The organism is Blautia wexlerae (genome assembly GCF_013300825.1).
In the GTDB taxonomy this organism is placed as follows: Bacteria; Bacillota; Clostridia; order Lachnospirales; family Lachnospiraceae; genus Blautia_A; species Blautia_A wexlerae_B.
In genome coordinates this window covers 83,747-105,382 of record NZ_JAAIMY010000001.1, presented here as the reverse complement: position 1 = coordinate 105,382, position 21,636 = coordinate 83,747, and the positions used below count along the sequence as shown (strand labels likewise).

General features: G+C 41.9%; 17 protein-coding genes. 2 read left to right on the top strand and 15 right to left on the bottom strand.

Annotated elements, in window-relative coordinates; translation table 11 throughout:
- Nucleotides 1-149: 149 nt before the first annotated feature.
- The 9 genes from secA to G4417_RS00410 form a co-directional block, all read right to left on the bottom strand.
- On the bottom strand, nt 150-2,726 hold the full coding sequence (secA, locus tag G4417_RS00450; protein WP_173682250.1) for a preprotein translocase subunit SecA: 2,577 nt from the start codon (nt 2,724-2,726) through the stop codon (nt 150-152).
- A gap of 232 nt (nt 2,727-2,958) precedes the next feature.
- Nucleotides 2,959-4,431, bottom strand: coding sequence for a 4-alpha-glucanotransferase (malQ, locus tag G4417_RS00445; protein WP_173682249.1), 1,473 nt, complete (start codon nt 4,429-4,431; stop codon nt 2,959-2,961).
- 360 nt (nt 4,432-4,791) lie between these two features.
- Complete coding sequence (hpf, locus tag G4417_RS00440) at nt 4,792-5,319, bottom strand: ribosome hibernation-promoting factor, HPF/YfiA family (RefSeq protein ID WP_008706266.1); 528 nt, start codon at nt 5,317-5,319, stop codon at nt 4,792-4,794.
- A 202-nt stretch (nt 5,320-5,521) separates the two neighbouring features.
- Nucleotides 5,522-6,289: a phosphoribosylformimino-5-aminoimidazole carboxamide ribotide isomerase gene (gene hisA, locus G4417_RS00435; protein ID WP_173682248.1), complete on the bottom strand. Its 768-nt coding sequence runs from the start codon at nt 6,287-6,289 to the stop codon at nt 5,522-5,524.
- A gap of 324 nt (nt 6,290-6,613) precedes the next feature.
- Nucleotides 6,614-7,126: a hypothetical protein gene (locus tag G4417_RS00430; protein ID WP_243282938.1), complete on the bottom strand. Its 513-nt coding sequence runs from the start codon at nt 7,124-7,126 to the stop codon at nt 6,614-6,616.
- 217 nt (nt 7,127-7,343) lie between these two features.
- Nucleotides 7,344-8,105 carry a 4-hydroxy-tetrahydrodipicolinate reductase gene (gene dapB / locus G4417_RS00425; RefSeq protein ID WP_173682247.1) on the bottom strand — a complete coding sequence of 254 codons (762 nt, stop codon included), beginning with the start codon at nt 8,103-8,105 and terminating at the stop codon, nt 7,344-7,346.
- A 65-nt stretch (nt 8,106-8,170) separates the two neighbouring features.
- On the bottom strand, nt 8,171-9,064 hold the full coding sequence (gene dapA / locus G4417_RS00420; RefSeq protein ID WP_008706258.1) for a 4-hydroxy-tetrahydrodipicolinate synthase: 894 nt from the start codon (nt 9,062-9,064) through the stop codon (nt 8,171-8,173).
- A 79-nt stretch (nt 9,065-9,143) separates the two neighbouring features.
- Nucleotides 9,144-9,635, bottom strand: a complete 492-nt coding sequence (locus G4417_RS00415; RefSeq protein ID WP_022381314.1) for a cob(I)yrinic acid a,c-diamide adenosyltransferase — start codon at nt 9,633-9,635, stop codon at nt 9,144-9,146.
- A 281-nt stretch (nt 9,636-9,916) separates the two neighbouring features.
- Nucleotides 9,917-10,543: a single-stranded DNA-binding protein gene (locus G4417_RS00410; RefSeq protein WP_008706256.1), complete on the bottom strand. Its 627-nt coding sequence runs from the start codon at nt 10,541-10,543 to the stop codon at nt 9,917-9,919.
- Nucleotides 10,544-10,971: 428 nt separating this feature from the next.
- On the opposite strand from G4417_RS00410, the gene typA reads away from it, so the two are divergent.
- Nucleotides 10,972-12,804, top strand: a complete 1,833-nt coding sequence (typA, locus tag G4417_RS00405; RefSeq protein ID WP_055150693.1) for a translational GTPase TypA — start codon at nt 10,972-10,974, stop codon at nt 12,802-12,804.
- Nucleotides 12,805-13,308: 504 nt separating this feature from the next.
- The gene (gene adhE, locus G4417_RS00400) at nt 13,309-15,966 is read left to right on the top strand and encodes a bifunctional acetaldehyde-CoA/alcohol dehydrogenase (RefSeq protein ID WP_173682246.1); all 2,658 of its coding nucleotides are present in this window, start codon (nt 13,309-13,311) and stop codon (nt 15,964-15,966) included.
- An 89-nt stretch (nt 15,967-16,055) separates the two neighbouring features.
- Here the strand turns inward: adhE and G4417_RS00395 are convergent, their stop codons facing one another.
- The 6 genes from G4417_RS00395 to G4417_RS00370 form a co-directional block, all read right to left on the bottom strand.
- Entirely contained in the window at nt 16,056-17,144 is a 1,089-nt protein-coding gene (locus G4417_RS00395; RefSeq protein ID WP_173682245.1) for a class II aldolase/adducin family protein, read from the bottom strand.
- Nucleotides 17,145-17,243: 99 nt separating this feature from the next.
- Nucleotides 17,244-18,803, bottom strand: coding sequence for a cardiolipin synthase (gene cls, locus G4417_RS00390; RefSeq protein WP_173682244.1), 1,560 nt, complete (start codon nt 18,801-18,803; stop codon nt 17,244-17,246).
- Nucleotides 18,804-18,920: 117 nt separating this feature from the next.
- Nucleotides 18,921-19,985, bottom strand: a complete 1,065-nt coding sequence (locus tag G4417_RS00385; protein ID WP_173682243.1) for an FUSC family protein — start codon at nt 19,983-19,985, stop codon at nt 18,921-18,923.
- 100 nt (nt 19,986-20,085) lie between these two features.
- A complete protein-coding gene (bilS, locus tag G4417_RS00380; protein WP_118520298.1) occupies nt 20,086-20,601 on the bottom strand; it encodes a flavodoxin family protein BilS in 516 nt (171 codons plus the stop codon).
- 108 nt (nt 20,602-20,709) lie between these two features.
- Nucleotides 20,710-21,099, bottom strand: coding sequence for a hypothetical protein (locus G4417_RS00375; protein WP_173682242.1), 390 nt, complete (start codon nt 21,097-21,099; stop codon nt 20,710-20,712).
- Between the two features lie 135 nt (nt 21,100-21,234).
- Nucleotides 21,235-21,627, bottom strand: coding sequence for a VOC family protein (locus tag G4417_RS00370; protein ID WP_173682241.1), 393 nt, complete (start codon nt 21,625-21,627; stop codon nt 21,235-21,237).
- Nucleotides 21,628-21,636 lie beyond the last annotated feature (9 nt).

Genomic DNA, 21,636 nt, shown 5'->3' with positions numbered 1-21,636 from the left:
GATAAAAGGGCCTCATGATTCAGCCCTTTTATTTTGCAGCAGACATGATCTGCTCACAATGTTCTGTTTACAAAATCATTACTGCCCGCTCTGTAGTAATGAACTCACCATATACAAAAATGGGAGTCTTCTCAACTGAGATAAACGAGTCAGACCTTATTCTTACGTCCACAGCACTGTTTGTATTTCTTACCGCTTCCACATGGGCAGGGATCGTTCGGATATACTTTGATTTCTTTTCTCTGAACCGGTTTCTTAGGACCGGCACTGTCATCCTTGTTTGTTCCGGTAACTTTAGCTACCTGTTCACGCTCGATCTTCTGCTCTACATGTACATGGTACAGCATACGAAGAGTATCTTCCTGAATAGATGTGATCATTTCGTTGAACATATCAAATGCACTCATTTTATATTCAACAACCGGATCTCTCTGTCCATAAGCAGCAAGTCCGATACCCTGACGAAGGATTTCCATATCATCAATGTGATCCATCCACTTGCTGTCAATGCATTTCAGAAGTACAACTCGCTCTAATTCACGAAGCTGCTCCGGTTCCGGGAACTCTGCTTCTTTTTCTTCATAGAGCTTCACTGCCTCTTCTTTCAGTTCATGTCTGATCTCATCGCGTTTCTTTCCTTTTACACTCTCATCTGTAAGCGGTCTGATCGGAATGATCGGAGTAAGAACACCGTTAAATTCATTCAGATCCCACTCTTCAGAATCTACATCATCAGAGAAACACATATCAACATAAGTATCCACTGTATCCTGGATCATCTTATAGATTGCTTCACGCATATTCTCACCGTCGAGAACCTGACGACGTTCTTTGTAGATGATCTCACGCTGTTCATTGTTTACCTGGTCATAATCAAGAAGATTCTTACGGATACCAAAGTTGTTAAACTCAATCTTCTCCTGAGCTTTCTCAATTGCATTGGAAAGCATCTTGTGCTCAATCTGTTCATTCTCTGCAACACCAAGAGATGTAAAGATCTTCATCAGTCTCTCAGAACCGAACAGACGCATCAGGTCATCTTCCAGGGAAATATAGAAACGGGATTCACCCGGATCACCCTGACGTCCGGAACGTCCGCGAAGCTGATTGTCAATACGTCTGGACTCATGACGTTCTGTACCGATGATCATCAGACCACCCGCATTTCTTGCCACATCATCCAGCTTGATATCTGTACCACGACCAGCCATGTTAGTGGCGATCGTAACTGCTCCTGCCTGACCTGCCTGTGAGACAATCTCTGCCTCAAGTTCATGAAACTTGGCATTCAATACATTATGTTTAATCCCCTGTCTCTTCAGCATGCGGCTGAGAAGCTCGGAAGTTTCAATCGTAATGGTACCAACCAGTACAGGCTGCTGTTTCGCATGAGCTTCCACTACAGCATTGACAACTGCATTGAATTTCTCTTTCTTTGTCATATAAACAGCATCTTCATGGTCAACTCGGATAACCGGTCTGTTAGTCGGAATCTCTACAACGTCCATTGCATAGATATCACGGAATTCTTTCTCCTCTGTGACAGCTGTACCGGTCATACCGCCCTTCTTATCATATTTATTAAAGAAGTTCTGGAAAGTGATGGTTGCCAGAGTCTTGCTCTCACGTTTGATCTTAACATGCTCTTTCGCTTCGATTGCCTGATGAAGACCATCTGAGTAACGGCGTCCCGGCATGATACGTCCGGTAAATTCGTCAACAATAAGGATTTCATCATCTTTAACTACATAATCCTGATCCTTATGCATCAGGTTATGGGCGCGAAGTGCAAGTGTAATATTATGCTGGATCTCCAGATTCTCCGGATCTGCCAGGTTTTCAATATTGAAAAATTTCTCAACCTTATGAACACCCTGCTCTGTAAGGTTTACGATCTTATCTTTCTCATTTACAACGAAGTCACCTGTCTCGATAACTTCTTCACCCATGATGGCTGCCATCTTGGTCATCTCATGGCTGGCTTCACCGCGCTCTAACTGCTGGGCAAGGATATCGCATGCCTCGTATAACTTGGTTGACTTACCGCTCTGTCCGGAAATGATCAGAGGGGTACGTGCCTCGTCGATGAGAATGGAGTCAACCTCATCGATGATACAGTAGTGCAGATCTCTCTGTACCAGCTGTTCTTTATAGATAACCATGTTGTCACGCAGATAATCGAAACCAAGTTCGTTGTTCGTAACATAGGTAACATCACAGTTGTATGCAGCACGACGCTCATCCTGCTTCATATCATTTAAAACAACACCGACTGTCAGGCCAAGAAACTCATGAATCTTTCCCATTTCTTCCGCATCTCGTTTAGCCAGGTAATCGTTGACTGTTACGACATGCACACCTTTGCCTTCCAGTGCATTTAAATATGACGGAAGTGTGGCGACAAGTGTTTTACCTTCACCTGTTCTCATCTCTGCGATACGTCCCTGATGGAGAATGATACCACCGATAAGCTGCACACGGAAATGTTCCATTCCAAGAACACGCTTGCCTGCTTCACGTACAACCGCAAATGCCTCAGGAAGCAGATCATCCAGTGTCTCTCCCTCTTCAAGACGTTTCTTAAATTCTCTTGTTTTTCCTCTGAGTTCTTCGTCGCTTAACTTCTGCATGTCCGGGCGCAGACTCTCAATTTTCTCAACCAGAGGCATGATACGCTTAACCTCTCGCTGGCTGCGGGTCCCGAATACTTTTGAAAACATATTCATATTAGGTTTTACTCCTGTTTATTTCTTTTTTATACAAGCATTGCTGCCATATAACAATTGCTACTGGCGGAATAATTTCTGTTCACTCCGTCCACAGCAGACATGTCAGCAGCATGCGAACATTACAAACGCTTACTATAATACACAATACTTGTATATTCTAACACTTTCCGTTATGGAAAACAATGAATTTTTCATGAACAAACCAAGAAAATTACGGAGTCACCAAAATTTATCGCTTCGTATCTACGATCAGTCTGCCAAATTTCTGCAGTTCCTTTTTGGCCTGTACAAAATCCGGTAAATGCCACTCCCAGTTCGGAGAACCAATGGTTCCCGGTGTGTTGATATGTCCCTCTTTTCCCAGTCCGAGAATGTCTGCCAGCGGAATGATCGCATATTCTGCCTGATTCTGCATGGTATACTGCAGGAATCTGTCCTTGACAGAGCCCTGTGATGCTCCCGCCCTCTTTAACATCCTGCGGATTTTTCTTCTGGCTGCAACACTCATATTTCCATACCACTGCATAATCGTATCATTGTCATGCGTTCCTGTGTAGAAAATCATGTTTTCCACATCATCGAAGGTATCGCGGGCATATTTTCCACCTGTTTCTATGGAGAAGATCAGAATCTTCATTCCCTTCAGATGATAATGATCCTTCAGCATCAGAACCTCCGGACGAAGCAGACCCAGATCCTCTGCTACCAGATCTAATCCCGGAATTTCTTTCTGAAGTGTATCAATGACCTCATATCCCGGCGCCTCGATCCATTCACCGTCAATAGCAGTCGGGCAGTCTGCCGGAATTTTCCAGTATGTATCAAATGCCCGGAAATGATCGATTCTTATAATATCAAATAATTTATTGCTGTAGCCAATCCTGTCCACCCAGAATCTGTAATCCTGTTCCTTCATATGATCCCAGTCATAGATCGGATTTCCCCATCTCTGTCCTGTAGCACTGAAATAATCAGGCGGTACTCCGGCGATGAAAATCGGACGTCCATCTGTATCAAGAAGAAAATTATCTTTTCCACCCCATACGTCTACAGAATCCTGTCCCACATAGAAAGGAACATCTCCCATGATCTGGATTCCGGCATCGTTTGCAGCCTTCTTCACCTTCATCCACTGTGTGTAGAAAATATACTGAAGGAAAATCTGATACTGTGCCTCTGTCTCCACCTCTTCCGGTAACTTCTGTCTGTTCTCCGGCCAGGTTCTGTATTCTTCCGGCCAGTCATTCCAGCATTCTCCGTTATTTGCTTTCTTTAATGCGCGGAACACACCATACTCATATACCCATTCCTGTGAAGCAAATTCTTTATATGCACTTTCTTCCTGTCCCTTTTTCTCTGTAAAAACATCAAATGCGGTTCTTAAGAAAGGCTCTCTGTACTGGCGGACAGCCTCATAATCTACTCTTGTAGCTCTCTCCTGAAATTCCTTTGGATGTTCCTTTAACAGACCTTCCTCTGCAAGCGCATCAAGACTGATATATAACTCATCCCCTGCACAGGAGGAGTATGGCTGGTATGGGGAATTACCATAACCAACCGGATTCAGTGGCAGTATCTGCCATATTTTTACATGATTCTCCTTTAATAACTCGATAAAATGGAATGCAGATTCTCCAAGTTCCCCGGCACCAATACGGGACGGAAGTGCGGAAACTGGCATTAATACTCCGGCTTTTCTCATGATTTTTGTGCTCCTTCCTTCTTTTTACACTTTTCATTTATAAAATTTCGGTAACTGTTCTTCAGCAATCCATTCCAACAAAATATACAAGTCAATATTCCATTGCCGCAGACAATCCGGAATAAATTTCAACTTGTAATTTTTTAACTGCTGAACAGTTACAAATTTCATAATATCTTTTGATATTTTAACATATTTCGGCCACTGCGTCAAAGCATTCCTTATGCGCTAAAGGTATATATTTTTCCTGACAAAAAAGCTCCCTTACAGAAGACATTTTGTCTCTCTGTAAGGAAGCTTTTTTTATGAAAACTTTTTTATGGCTGTCTATGTTTCATATTTTTGATCTTATAAGCAGATTTAGAATTCCGGTTCGATCAGACCGTAAGTATTGCCTTTACGTTTGTAAACTACATTTACCTGCTCTGTCTCTGCATTGTAGAATACAAAGAAATTATGTCCGAGCAGTTCCATCTGTACGCATGCATCTTCCGGATACATTGGTTTGATTCCGAATTTCTTGGTACGGATAATCTTAACTTCTTCATCCTCATCGTAGTCCTTGTCCAGATATGCTTTCTGGAAGTTGGCTGCTGCCTGCTGTTTGTCTACGATTTTATTTTTGTACTTGCGAAGCTGACGTTCAATGACTTCCTCTACCAGATCGATTGATACATACATGTCATTGCTTACCTGTTCGGAACGAATGATATTTCCTTTTACAGGGATTGTCACTTCAATTTTCTGTCTTTCTTTTTCAACACTTAAAGTTACTACAACTTCGGTGTCAGGAGTGAAATACCTTTCCAGTTTACTGAGCTTGTCCTGAACTGCTGTCTTAAGACCTTCTGTAACTGTAATATTTTTTCCGCTGATGATAAACTTCATGCTTCCATCCCCTTTGCTGTTTGATGAACCTATTATAACACATATTTTTGAATTTTAACACTATTTTATTAAAATTTCACATTTTTTCTGTTTACTTCAGAAATAACTTTAAAGTTCCTTTGTCATTATGGGGAAATAGCAAAAATTCTGTAATTGTTCTATACATTTTCACAGTGATTCCTGAGATTACTATAAAAATCAGTTAAAGTTTAATCAGTTCTGAGAATGAAATATTTCCTCCAAAAAGATCCAATGCACTGCCTACTGTGACATCCAGTCTGTCTTTTCCATATTTCCGCAGATCCTCAATATCCTTCATGGAGCCGACTCCCCCTGCGTAAGTAACCGGATTTCCTTTGTATTCACCCAGCAGAGATGCAAGTTCTGTTTCAACTCCGCGTGCCTTTCCCTCCACATCTACTGCATGAACCAGAAACTCATCGCAGTAACTTCCCAGTTCTTTCATAATATCCAGTGTCACAGTGACATCTGTAAATTTCTGCCAGCGGTCTGTCACAATATAGTATTTTTCATCTTTTCTGCGACAGCTCAGGTCAAGAACCAGTTTCTCTTTTCCCACAGTCTCTTTCATTTTGTTCAGATTTTCCCAGGAAATCCTTCCATCTTTAAATACATAAGATGTAACGATTACATGACTGGCACCTGCACTAAGATATTCCCCTGCATTTTCCGGGTTCACTCCTCCGCCGATCTGTAATCCTCCCGGATAAGTATGTAATGCAAGAATCGCCTGTTCTTTTGTTGATTCATAGTATGGGGAATCATGACCATTTAACAGAATTACATGTCCTCCTTTTATCCCTGCCTTTTTATATAATTCTGCATAGAAAGATGCATCCTGCTCTGATACAAAATTCTCACTTGCCTGATCCTGTACGTCCGTAAGGCTCCCACCTACAATCTGCTTTACTTTTCCATTATGTATATCAATACATGGGCGAAATTTCATGAAATCCGTACCTCCATATCCGTTATATGTACTCTCAGAATCTTTTTGTACTTATAGCAAGCCTCTTAAATTAATGCATTTGAGACAGTTCAGCAGAGTGCGAAAGACAAGGAAGCTATCTGCAGGCGTGCTGACGCAGGATTTCAGTTACTGTTCACTCCGTTCACAGTAACGGATTTCACACTCTGATGAGCTGAATCAATATGCATTATTTACAATGATTGCTATAGTTAGATGCAAAAACAAATGCAATAAAAACTTCGGGAGTACACTATTTAAATTTTACCGTTTTAACACGATAATACCATAAATTATTCCTGATGTCTATCTTCCTTCTGCCGCATTGCCAACAGCATCGCCTACATCTTCTACAGCATTACCTACCCCTTCACCCAGATCTTTGACGCTGTTTCCCAGTTCACCGGATACTGTGCCGTCACCGTTGTTGTTTTCATCAATTCTGGTATTATCTGCAGTGTTATCTGTTGCATTGCTATTCTGTTTTGTCTCATTTTCTGCAGCTTCATCCTCTGCGGCAGTTCCATTGTCTGTGACGGTTCCACCATTATTTACATTTTTATCTGCCGCATTGTTTCCTGATGTGCTATTTTCATTTGTATTGTTTTCTCCTGCGTTATTTTCCATGTTATCATCGTTTGCAGCATTATTATCCGTCATATTTTCTTCGTTTGTGTCTGCCTCATCAGCTGCTTTATTTGCATTTCCACATGCTGTGAATATGCACAGTGACATAATAAGTGCTGTACCTGTCAGAATCTTTTTTACCTTTATTCCCATATTCATCTCCTGTTCCCGGAAAGCATTCTGCCGGTCCATGCAGCAGAACCTCTCCGTCTTTTCATGTTTTTATATTATAATGTTAGGTTAGGGTCAAAAGGTATTTTGCTCCTAACCTGATATCATATTATGTTTTTAATATGTGCATAAAACTCAATACTATTCTGGAAAAAATTTACTATTTACTCAAAATAATCTGCCCATAAAAAAAAGAAGTGCATCGTATTTTATCAAATACAGATACACTTCTTCTCTATTATTTTGCGCTGATAACATCGCTCATATCATATCTTCCTGCCGGTTTACCTGCAAGGAATTTAGCAGCTTCAACAGCACCCTTTCCAAATACAGCTTTGGAATGTGCAGTATGCTTAAATTCGATCACTTCATCTGGACCTGCGAAGATCACTTCGTGTTCTCCTACGATTGTTCCACCGCGGACTGCTGAGATACCGATTTCCTTATCATCTCGCATCTCACGTCTCTGACTGCGGTCATAGATATAATGATACTGGTTATCCATTGCCTCATTAATGCTGTCAGCCAGTGCAAGTGCTGTTCCGCTTGGTGCATCCAGTTTCAGTCTGTGATGCTTCTCAACAATCTCCATGTCAAATCCTGCTGTTGCCAGAACCTTTGCCGCATCCTGAAGCAGTTTCATCAGAGTATTGATTCCAAGAGACATATTTGCAGATTTCAGAACTGCGACATTCTTAGATGTCTCTTCCACCTTTGCGAGCTGCTCCTCGCTTAAACCGGTTGTACATAATACAACCGGGAGTTTGCGTTTCTCACAGTAAGCAAGAAGTGCATCTGTTGCTTTTGCAGAAGAGAAGTCGATAAGGGCATCTGCCTCTACCTGACATTCTTCCATATTTGTATATACAGGGTAGCTGTTCTTTCCCTGATCTGCCACATCGATACCTGCTACGATCTCAGCATCCGGATCCTTCTCCACAAGTCCGGAGATTACCTGACCCATGTGACCGTTACAGCCATGCATAATAATCTTTACCATTTGTCTATTCCTCTCAATTCCAGTATATCGGCAAGTTGATTTTCCGAACAATCCTGCGGTTATATTTATGCAAGTTTAATTCCGAAATTCTTCAGTTCTTCAGCAAGTTTTGCCTTGTTTGCATCTTCCATCTCGGATAATGGCATACGAAGTGGTCCCACTTCTTTACCCATCAGATTCAGAGCTGCTTTCACCGGAATCGGGTTTACTTCACTGAACAGTGCATGAATTAACGGGATTGCCTTTAACTGGATTTCTGCTGCACCCTTTGTATCTCCTTCAAGGAATTTCATAACCATATCATGTGTTTCCTTAGGAGCTACATTAGAAAGTACGGAAATTACTCCAAGTCCGCCAAGTGAAAGGATCGGAAGTACCTGATCATCATTTCCGGAGTAGAGTTCAATGCAGCCATCAGCCATGGACATCATGGTTGCAATCTGTGAAAGATCTCCGCTTGCTGCTTTGATACCAACAATATTCTTAACATTTTTAGCCAGAGCTACTGCTGTTGCAGGCTGGATGTTACATCCTGTACGGCTCGGAACATTGTACATAATGATCGGTGTTTCCGGAACTGCCTCTGCAATAGCTGTATAATGAGCGATCAGTCCTTTCTGAGTCGCTTTGTTATAATATGGAGTCACTATAAGAAGTGCATCTGCACCGTAAGAAGCAGCCTCCTTTGACATCATAATTGCAGTTTCCGTACAGTTGGAACCTGTACCTGCGATAACCGGAACACGTTTGTTTACCTTGTCGATTGCAAACTTAATTGTCTTAAGATGCTCTCCATGCGTCATCGTTGATGATTCTCCTGTTGTTCCGCAGATAATGATCGCATCTGTACTGTTTGCAATCTGATACTCCAGAAGTTCCTCCAGTTTATCATAATTAACCTTGCCATCTTCATACATAGGGGTTACGATTGCAACACCTGCACCTTTAAAAATTGCCATTTGCCTTCCTCCTTTATTCTTCTGTAATTTCCATACAGATTACTGTCCATTCATAAACAATAATCAGGTTTTATACACCTTATACAATCTCTGTTGTCAGTGTAGTTATGCTGTCTGCATATTTACGCAGGCTGTCCGGTAACGTCCGTCCCGTAAGCAAAATATGCATACTCTCGTCCTTCATCTTCAGGATATCACCGATTGCCTCTGCAGTAGTGATCCCATAATCCGGAAGTGCAAGAATCTCATCCAGGAGCAGAAAATCGCATTCCTGCGTTGCGATCACTTTGCGCGCAAAATTCAAAGCATTGAGAATATTGGTTTTCTCCTCTGCCTTCTCCTGCTCATTCAGTTCCTCATATCCTTCATCATGCTTCTCAAAACGGAATATCTTAATATCCAGATTATCCAGTTCCGCCAGAAAATCCAGTTCCCTGCGCTCTCTTCCTTTCAGAAACTGAATAATAATGACGCTTTTACCCTGTGCGGAAGCTCTCAGACACTGACCGATTGCCAGAGTTGTCTTTCCCTTTCCCCCGCCACAGTAAACCTCTGTAAATTCTTTTTCCATAACAAACAATTCCTCTTATCGTTATTGAAATTGTACCTTCTTCTCTGTGTCATTACAGACATGATAAACAGCAGTCTGTTTTCGACTTCTGCGATGAGTTTCCGGCATATTCACGCCGGAATGCTTCGTGGAACAGCAGGCTGCCATAGTTATCTGAATACGCTTATATTACCGCAGTTTATGAAGAATTGCAAGTGTTACTGTTTACAGTAATCGTTACTGTTCACTCCGTTCACAGTAACGTGGCCAAAATTCATTCCAAATTGCCTGCGGCAATGGAATTATTCCATATATTCCAGCTTGCTTACAGATACTTCATACGCAACTCTCTTCTCTGTTTCATTTTCCCCGATCCGTTTCATATATTCTCTGCTCTGGATACGTCCCCAGATCAGGACATGACCGCCAACTTCAAACGCAGATGCATAGCGGGCATTTCTGCCCCAGCAGATGCATGGTATGTAATCTGATTTTCCATACGGACGATTTACTGCCAGCAGCACATCCGCAATTTCTCTTCCAAGAGGAGTTTTACGGTACACCGGAGGTTTACAGATATATCCGTCCAGAAAAATCTGATTTACCGGAACTGTTTCATCCTCTTCTTCCACGAACTTCAGTTCTCTGCTGAATACTGAAAGCACGAGACGGTTATGCTTCTCCTCATGGCGGTTATATGAGCGGAACTGTCCATGGATTTCCACATATTCTCCGATATAATCCTGCGTTACATCTACCAGCCGTTCAGAAACCATCACCGGAATCCTGTCCTCCGAATCACTGAGCCTTTTGACCAGCAGCTCTGTCATATAGAAGCCTTCTCCAAAGACCTGATGACTGAATGTAAAGCCTGCTGCAATTTTGCCCATCATAGATACCTGATTGTTTTCAATAATTTTATCTGCCATAATGTGGTTCTCCTTCCCTGTAGAGCACCTGTGTCAGAATCCCTGCCTGCAGTGCAGACCGTAAATCGCCTCTGCTTCTTTCAGCGATCCCGCATATGCTCCTCTGTACCTTGTATTGTTCTTTATAAGGTTATGTACAGGTATTCTCATTTAGAACCAGAATCTGCAAAAATAAAAAAAATTATTTTAACACCTTGTAATCTGGCGAAAATGTGGTAAACTGAAAATTCGGGTAACTTATTGAAGAAAAAAACACATAATAATAGGAACAAATTCATCTGCAAGATTAAATCATATTTGAAAAAATTGCTTTTACAGCAAAATAATCCTGCTGATAACACATGAATATTAACAATCCCGGTAACTGTTCAGCAAGTGTGCCGAACAGTTACCCATTCAAAGCTTAAAGAGGAAAGGAAAATCATTTTATGAGAACAAAACGTGAAGATGTCCGTAACGTAGCCATTATCGCCCACGTTGACCATGGTAAAACAACTCTGGTTGACCAGCTTCTGAAACAGAGCGGTGTATTCCGCGAGAATCAGGAAGTTCAGGAACGTGTCATGGACTCCAATGATATTGAGCGTGAGCGTGGTATCACTATTTTATCCAAGAATACAGCTATTCATTACAAAGATACAAAGATCAATATCATCGACACACCAGGACATGCTGATTTCGGCGGCGAAGTAGAACGTGTACTTAAAATGGTAGACGGTGTTATTCTTCTCGTTGATGCTTTCGAAGGTGCTATGCCTCAGACTAAATTCGTTCTTAAGAAAGCCCTTGAACTTGATCTCCATGTAATCGTATGTATCAACAAGATTGACCGTCCGGAAGCTCGTCCTGACGAAGTTGTAGATGAAGTTCTGGAACTTCTTATGGATCTTGGTGCTTCTGATGAGCAGCTTGACTGTCCGTTCTTGTATGCTTCTGCAAAAGCAGGTCATGCTGTGATCGACTTAAATGATACTCCTAAGGATATGGCTCCGCTGTTTGACGCTATCCTGAAATATATCCCGGCTCCGGAGGGAGATCCTGATGCAGATACTCAGGTTCTGATCAGTACCATTGACTACAACGAATATGTTGGACGTATCGGTGTAGGTAAAGTTGAGAATGGTACAATTGCAGTAAATCAGGAGCTGACTCTGTTAAACCATCATGATCTGGACAAACGTAAGAAAGTTAAGATCAGCAAGCTTTATGAGTTTGACGGTCTGAATAAGGTTGAAGTAAAGGAAGCTACAATTGGTTCTATCGTTGCTATTTCCGGTATTGCAGACATCCATATCGGTGATACTCTCTGCGGTGGAGAAAACCCGGAGGCAATTCCTTTCCAGAAGATTTCCGAGCCTACCATTGCCATGAACTTCATCGTAAATGACAGTCCGCTGGCAGGCCAGGAAGGTAAATACATCACATCCCGTCATCTTCGTGACCGTCTCTACCGTGAGCTGAATACAGATGTCAGCCTTCGTGTAGAAGATACTGAAACAACAGAAGCCTTTAAGGTTTCCGGACGTGGAGAACTTCATCTGTCTGTCCTGATCGAGAACATGAGACGTGAAGGTTATGAATTCGCAGTAAGTAAACCGGAGGTTCTGTACAAAACAGACGAGCGCGGAAAGAAACTTGAACCTATGGAAATCGCTTATGTAGATGTTCCGGAAGAATTTTCCGGTACTGTGATCCAGAAGCTGAGCGAACGTAAAGGTGAGCTGCAGGGTATGAGTACTGCCAGTGACGGTACTGTCCGTCTGGAATTCCACATTCCTTCCCGTGGACTGATCGGATTCCGCGGTGAGTTCCTTACTTCCACCAAGGGTACCGGCATTATCAATACCATGTTTGACGGATATGCTCCTTACAAGGGAGATTTCCAGTACAGAAAACAGGGATCTCTGATCGCTTTCGAGGCTGGCGAAGCTGTTACTTATGGTCTGTTCGCAGCCCAGGAGCGTGGTACTCTGTTTATCGGACCTGGTGCAAAGGTTTACAGCGGTATGGTTATCGGACAGAATGGTAAAGCCGAAGATATCGAGCTGAACGTATGCAAGACAAAGCATCTGACTAACACACGTTCTTCTTCCGCTGATGATGCACTGAAATTAACTCCACCAAGAGTTCTCAGCCTGGAACAGGCCATCGATTTCATCGACCAGGATGAACTCCTTGAGGTTACACCGGAATCTCTTCGTATCCGTAAGAGACTGCTGGATTCCAGAGAACGTAAGAGAGCCGCTTTCAGAAAAGCCTGAAACAAATAGAAACTTAAGAAAAATTAAGCCCCGCAGATTTTGCGGGGCTTAATTTTTCTTAATCATTACTGTTCACTCCGTTCACAGTAACTCTTAATCTCCTGCAAACATATGGAAAAACATAAATCCTTCTACAAATTATATTGTTATATTTTCACGAAATTCCTAGTTAGTATTTGTTAACTTTTTCATATGCTATGTAATTGACAAATGATTAACAAAGTCATATAATAGCATCATCGAGGTTGTTAATTTATTAACGTTATTTTTTTAACTTTCTCTCAGTTGCCAACAGAACATATATTGTTAATTTTTTCTCATATATTCTGACAATTGATATTTTATTCACATTATTTACGTGATTATGCACAATTTTCACCATAATATTTCGTTATGCTCATATTAATGTTACTGTTGACCGAATAATCAGTTTATTTATATAATAAAAACATAACAGGTCACGGTAAATACTTTTAACGAAAACACAAACAGGAGGATTCCCAAATGGCAAAAAAAGAGAACACTATCCCAACCATCATCGACACCCCTGAAGCCCTTACTGCAAAGATTGCAGCCATGAAAGAGGCACAGAAGATTTTCGCAACATTTACCCAGGAGCAGGTAGATAAGATTTTTAAAGCTGCCGCTACTGCTGCTGACAAAGCACGTATCCCGCTTGCTAAAGATGCTGTTGAAGAAACAGGAATGGGTATTGTAGAAGATAAGGTTATCAAGAACCATTACGCAGCCGAATATGTATACAACGCATATAAGAATACCAGAACCTGCGGTGTGATTGAAGAAGATACTGCTTATGGTATTAAGAAAATAGCTGAGCCGATCGGTCTGATTGCTGCTGTTATTCCTACAACCAACCCAACATCTACTGCAATTTTCAAAACTCTGATTGCACTGAAAACACGTAATGCAATCATCATCAGTCCGCATCCCCGCGCAAAGAAATGTACCATTGAGGCAGCAAAGGTTGTTCTGGAGGCAGCTGTAGAAGCCGGTGCACCGGAGGGAATCATCGGATGGATCGATGTTCCAAGTCTTGATCTGACAAATCAGGTTATGCGTGAAGCAGACATCATCCTTGCTACAGGTGGTCCCGGAATGGTTAAGGCTGCCTATTCTTCCGGAAAACCTGCTTTAGGTGTAGGTCCCGGAAATACTCCTGTTATCATTGATGACAGTGCAGATATCCGTCTGGCAGTTAACTCCATCATCCATTCCAAGACCTTTGACAATGGTATGATCTGTGCTTCCGAACAATCTGTAACTGTTCTTGAGAGCATTTATAAGAAAGTAAAAGAAGAATTCCTTTACAGAGGATGTTACTTCCTGAAACCGGATGAATTAGAGAAAGTAAGAAAAACTATCCTCATCAATGGTGCATTGAATGTAAAAATCGTAGGTCAGAAAGCTGCCACTATCGCTGAGATGGCCGGTATTGCAGTTCCTCCTGAAACAAAGATTCTGATCGGTGAAGTTGAATCTGTAGACATCAGCGAAGAATTCGCACATGAGAAGCTTTCCCCTGTACTTGCCATGTACAAGGCCAAGACATTTGACGAAGCGATTGCCAAAGCTGAACAGCTTGTAGCTGACGGCGGTTATGGACATACCTCCGCTCTCTACATTGACACAAGAGAGAAGGAAAAGATGGAAAAACATGCAGCAGCTATGAAGACCTGCCGTATCCTCATTAATACTCCATCTTCTCAGGGCGGCATCGGCGACCTTTATAACTTCAAACTTGTTCCGTCCCTGACTCTGGGCTGCGGTTCCTGGGGTGGCAACTCCGTATCTGAGAACGTAGGTGTGAAACATCTTATCAACATCAAGACCGTTGCTGAAAGGAGAGAAAATATGCTCTGGATTAGAACACCGGAAAAAGTTTATTTCAAAAAAGGCTGCCTGCCGGTTGCTCTGGATGAACTTGGCACTGTTATGCACAAAAAACGCTGTTTTATCGTAACAGACTCTTTCCTTTATAAGAATGGATATACTAAAAAGATTGAAGATAAATTAGATCAGATGGGAATCGTACATACCTGCTTCTACGATGTAGAGCCAGATCCATCTCTCGCTTCTGCAAGAGCCGGTGCTGCTGCAATGAGAATGTTCGAGCCTGACTGCATTATCGCAATGGGCGGTGGTTCCGCAATGGATGCCGGCAAGATCATGTGGGTTCTCTATGAAAATCCGGACGCCAACTTTGATGATATGGCTATGGACTTTATGGATATCCGTAAGAGAATCTTCACATTCCCGCATATGGGTAAGAAAGCTTACTTTATAGCTGTTCCAACATCTTCCGGTACAGGTTCCGAGGTAACACCTTTTGCTATCATTACTGATAAGACTACAGGTATCAAATGGCCTCTGGCTGATTATGAATTAATGCCTGACATGGCTATTGTTGATACAGATAATATGATGAGCGCACCTAAGGGACTGACCTGTGCTTCCGGTATCGACGTTATGACTCATGCACTTGAAGCCTATGCTTCCATGATGGCATCTGATTATACAGATGGTCTTGCATTAAATGCCATCAAACTGGTATTTAACTATCTGCCACGTGCATACAAAGATGGTTCTGATGTAGAAGCAAGACAGCATATGGCAAATGCTTCCTGCATGGCTGGTATGGCTTTCGCAAATGCTTTCCTTGGCGTAAACCACTCTCTTGCTCATAAGCTGGGAGCTTTCCATCATCTTCCACATGGTATTGCAAATGCTCTGGTTCTGCTTCATGTTCTGCGCTATAATGCAGCCGAAGTTCCGGCTAAGATGGGTACCTTCCCACAATATCAGTATCCGCACACACTTGCACGTTACGCTGAGATTGGCCGTTCTGTAGGTCTGACAGGCAAGAACGACAGCGAAGTATTTGAGAAGCTTCTCCAGAAACTGCAGGAACTGATGGATACTATCGAGATCAAACATACGATCAAAGAATACGGCGTAGACGAGAAATACTTCCTCGAAACTCTGGACGAAATGACCGAACAGGCATTCAACGACCAGTGTACCGGTGCCAACCCGAGATATCCATTAATGTCTGAGCTGAAGGAAATCTATCTGAAAGCTTACTATGGAGATGGAAATATTCCTGAATCCGGGAAGGCCAAAGAGAAAAAAGAAACGAAATAAGATTTGCTGAAAATAAACCTTTTTCTTTAAAAATATAGTGTTTAAACCAATATAATAAGGGCTGTCAAAAAACGACAGCCCTTATTATATTATTTCTTACTGCGATATGCTTCTGCTTCCCAATGCGTGATAAAGTATGTAATATCATCTGTCATGTGAAGCGGGCCACCAAAGCTTTCTGCATATACTGCAAGCTTAATGGCATCTTTTACAAGAAGCTGTGCTTTTGCAGCTTTTCCCTTATCATCTTCCATAATAAAGGCACCCACTCCCTGTACCAGGATCAGTCTTGGCTCTTTGTCATTCTCTTCCATAAATGCATCCAGTACTGTTTTTGCCTGATCAATATCCTCTACAAATAACGGATATGGTCCACAGTATACAATGTGATCCGGTGTAAATGGTTTCAGAAGCGGTGCAGCCGCTGCCTTATCTTTTACGAAGTTATCAGCTTCCGCTACAGGTACAACTTCTACCGCATGTCCCAGTAACTGGGAAAGCTTCTCTGCTGCCTGCTCTTTTTCAGGTGTAACCGCATCACTGACATCAGCAGTTCTCTTTACCTGTTTCTCTAATTTACTGATCACGCCGTCAAATAATACTCCAATTTCCTCTACAGTATTTGCTGCAACGAAAATTCCATGATTCTGAAGCAGAAGAACCTGAACATCTTTTCCGGATTCTTCTTTATAAGCATTCATTTTCTCATAGCAGATACGCGCAAGTGTATATCCAGGTTTGCAGATATCAATCCAGAGTACATCTTTTCCAAGAAGCTGTTCACTGAGTTCCTTTGCCCCTTTTCCGCAGGTCAGTCCATTGACAAGTGTAGGATGAACATGCAGCACATAAGTATAGGCAAATAAGTTATGAAGCAGTGCTTCTACACTTGGACGTTTTGTTTTGTCAGCATCTGTTACTGCAGCCATAACATCTGCAAGATACAGTGATTCACGTTTGACATCATCTTCCGGATAATCAGTTTTCATGATTTCATTCAAACGTGCTCTGCTCATTTCCACAAATTCCTCCGACTTGATTGTAGCAAGCTGTGTACCGGAGCCTTTTACATACAATGTGGTGTCATCTTTTACAGAAGTATTGCCACCACCTGCCAGAACATAAGCAGGATTACTTCCATAAGTATTTGACATTTTTACTAAGGTTGAAAGATCCATAGTTAAAATACCTCCCATATTTTAATAGTTTTGCTATTACCCATTCCATTGTACACGATATCCTACTTTTTTCCAAGTGTTATGGAGTAAACAGTAACGTTATAATAATCCCGCAAATAACCTCATAAACAGCTGTCCCAGGCGCAGATACGCGCTGCGTCCGGTACTGTACTGTTCTGTCACTTCACGGCATTCATCCATGGTTGCTGCAAGATCATTTCGGATATCCAGAACTGCCTGACAGTCTGCCATAAAGCAGCCGTTTTCAAAATGATGATACAGACTTCTGTAATCCAGATTTATGGTTCCGCAGGTTGCCATACAGTCATCTGCCACACTCATCTTTGCATGACAGAAACCAGGTGTCCATTCATAGATACGCACTCCATGTTTTACCAGTCCATGGTAAAAGGAACGTGTGATATTGTAGATCATCTTTTTATCCGGAATACCAGGTGTAATGATCCTTACATCTACCCCTCGCTTGGCTGCCAGACACAGAGCATGGGTCATTTCATCTGTGATAATCAGGTACGGAGTCATAAACCAGCAATATTTTTCCGCTTTATTCACCATACTGATATACACTTCTTCACCTACCTGTTCATGATCCATAGGACTGTCCGCATAGGGTTGGATAAATCCTGTCTGCTTTGCCTGATAATCTGTCTGAACCAGAAATTCGGTAAAATCACTGTCATTTTTATCCTTATCACTGACAGCATTCCACATCTCCAGGAATGTTACTGTCAGGGAACGTACAGCCTCCCCCTCCAGACGGATACCTGTGTCCTTCCACTGTCCATAAGGATGTGTGAAATTAAAATATTCATTAGCAAGGTTGTAACCGCCGGTAAATCCTACTTTTCCATCAATTACTGTGATCTTGCGGTGATCCCGGTTATTCAGAAACACATTCAGACCCGGAGTAAAAGGATTGAACACTCTGCAGTGGATTCCCACATTTTCCATTTTCTTAATAAAGTCTGTATTGATAAATCCAATGGAACCCATGTCGTCATAAAACACTCTGACTTCCACTCCCGCCTTTACGCGGTCTTCCAGAACTCTCTGGATTTTATGCCAAGCCTGTGCATCCTCAATGGCATGATATTCCATAAAAATGAATTTCTCTGCCTTTGCCAGATCTGCCAGCTGAGCCTCCAGCCCTTTGACTGCCTCATCATAATAAATAACATCTGTATTCTGATAGACCGGATAGGAGGCATTTTTCTGTATATAATCAGAAATATTGCCTGCCTTCGGGATTTTCCTGCCAAGCGTTTCCCTGCACTCACTGTCATTGGGAAGCAACGGTAGAAGTTCCCTGTCGATCTGGTCATAACGCTCCCGCATTTTACGGGTACCGCCATTGAGACCAATCAGTAAGTACAATCCCACTCCCAAGATAGGGAATACAAGGATCAAAATAACCCAGGGCATTTTCATAGATGAAGTCTGGTCTGACGCATACAGCTTAAGAACCAGTACACCTGCAAGAAGCCTTGTCATCAGATTGATAATCTCCGCATATTGATTCAGCTTTGTGATCATAGCAATGATAAAAGCTGCTTCTAGTAAAATACATACTGCGGAAAAGCATAATCGTTTTACACCATTTTTCGTTCTCGCCCTGCCTTCCAGGGTATCCTGTTTCATATTCTTTCTCTCTCCCTCTGTCATTGTACGTTAATATTCACTCTATTCCCAGAACACATATCAGACGGATAAAATCATCCGCTTTTTTACTTGCTTATAACCGCTCCGCAGTTTCAGTCAGGAAAGATTTTCTGCACATTTATTTTTGCCTATATACTCTGCTACTTTATCTGTTACTTTATTGCAGATTACCGTATAAGCTGCTCCCAGAACATTGGCACCTATACGAAGTGCTATTGCTGCCGGCATTCCGAAGATCCCTGCTGCAATAGACAACGCTCCAAATGTATTAAATGCAGTCTGCCACGGATATCCTGCTGAATATCCAACTCCGATTCCTCCGATCATTCCAATGTACGGATACATGGATTTAGGAAGTACCAGATACAGCACAATAAACAGCAGACAGCCCACAACATTAAACATTCCTCTGCTCACAGACCTTGGGATACAGTCCTCTGTAAAAGGCAGACATACGGACATACAGGCGATTCCTGCCCACATTGCTCTGGGAAGTCCCAGAAGATTCATAAACAGCATTGCGCTGGATACAATCAGTGTCAGTTTCACATACCATCTGCTTCTTGCTGACTTAAGATCAAATTCCCGGAACAAATCCAGGAAGGTTCTTCGATAGGCTCTGTTTCTCTGGTTCTTATAGAAGACGATCATACAGATCACCATTCCCACCAACAAGCCGATCACACGGAAGGTGTATTCCTTTCCTGTCACATCATATCCCAGAAGCAGCAGATATCCCAGAACAAAGGTAGAATGATTGTACATGATCACATTGTGACAGCCCAGTATCATCAGCAGTAAAATACACACAGCATTCACTGCAAACGCAGCTAACGGAGGCACCATATTTGCCAGACGGGGTCCTGACATAAGAATACCGAAGATCCCTGCAATGGAAAGCAGTCCATGTGTTGTCCTGATTCCGAAATCTGCCTGCCGCAGCACAAGCACTGCCAGCAGAACAGTAACACCAACTACACTGTTGTTACTCCCTGTAAGCTTACTGTACATGCTTACCACTGCTACGCAAAAAGCCATAACCAGATACACTTTAAAATTATAGATTAAAATGTGTCGTCTTTTCTCTTTGGGGTCTGTGGTGCTTCTGATCAGCTGTTTGGAGCCGGTCGAACTCAATTGTAATTCCTGATAAAATGTCATGTCTCGTTACCTCTCTTTCGTGAAAATCTATATAAATTTATGGATTACCTTTTTAGTAACGAGCACTATACCGCAGTTCCCTCTGTTAGTCAAGACTTAATTATTTTTCCAGGTCTCTTCTGATTATTTCTTCCAGTCTGTCCAGATCTTCATTGTCAGGATGAGATAACGCCCTGTCAAAATTCTGGATCAGTTCATCCAGGTTCGGCGCATGATCCGGCTTCTCTTTCATCTTTACGTATCTGTCCCTAACTGACTGGGGCATTTTCCCCTGACACATAAATTCTCCCATCACTGTATTACTCTCATCCACAGATTCTTTAACTTTCCCGAGAACCTGCTGGAAATAGGCTTCACTGCCTCCGAAACCTGCTGTTCCAAACAGAAAGATCTTCTTGTTTTTCAGACTCTTTAACAGTTCAAGTGTTGCAGGATCTGCATTCCCTATATCTGTCCAGAATCCAATGTATAATATGTCGGAAGAAAGAGCCTTTGCTCCTTCTGTTCCAAAATAGTCACAGTTTTCCTCAGGCAGTACCTCCCTGATCTTCTCCGCAAGCTTCTTTGTGTTCCCTGTTTTACTGCTGTATATAATCGAGTATCTTTGTATTCCCATGCTGTCTCTTGCTCCTTTTTTTGTTTTATGCACTCTCGAAGTCTTCCTTGTATTTGCTTTTGCAAAAAGATTCCGAAAGTACATTTTTATCTGCGTTATTTATATCAGTTATAAATCCTCGTCCGACACTCCATCCCGGAACATTTTCAGTAGCTCTTCCAGACTTTCTCTCAACTTCTCATTCTTATTATACTGAATCAGTACCACCGTAACAATGGCAGACAGGATCATGCATCTGCGGATCAGTTTTCGGATGCGGATACATCTCTTTACATCTTTTCGTCCCTTTTCATAGAGTTTCTCTGCCATCCTGTCAGCTCTGGCATCTTTGCAGGCAATATAATCATCAATCACCTGCTTATCCTCCTCACAGATATCCAGATTCTCATACTGACTCCTCAGCTCCTCAAGTTCTGCATTATTCTGTCTGATCACTGTATCTTTGCGGTTAATTCTCTCAGCTGCACTCCGACTCATTCTCTCTGTTCGTTTACTCATGATAAAAACTCCTTTCGTTTATTTTTTATTATTTCCTATTTTAAACTTTTCTCAGGCTTTTCTCAATAAAATATTGAAAACAAAAAGCACCTGCTTTGACAGATGCTTTTTCTCGCTGAATTTAACCGCCTGACTTTATAAGTACTGGCTGAACTCAACCTTCTCTTTATTCGGTCCCTCAATTGTAAAGAACTTTACCCCGTTTTCCCAGAAGGGAAGAAAATGAACGGTATCGTTGGTCATATTTAATCCTGCCTGATTAATCATTTCATATACTTTTTCAATGTCTTTTACATCAATCGCCAGATGATCAATGGCACCGGCTTCCATCTTAGCTGCTTTATTCTCATATGTCTCAACAACAAGTGTATTTAATTTCAGAAAAGCAACCTTTTCATCTGCTTCCTCATTTACTGTACGAAAAGCAATTTCAAATCCCAGAGCCTTATAAAAATCAATGGTTGCTTCAATATCATTGGTCGGAATTCCAATATGCTGAATTCCATTAAACTGTTCTTTTAAATTCATTTTCATTTT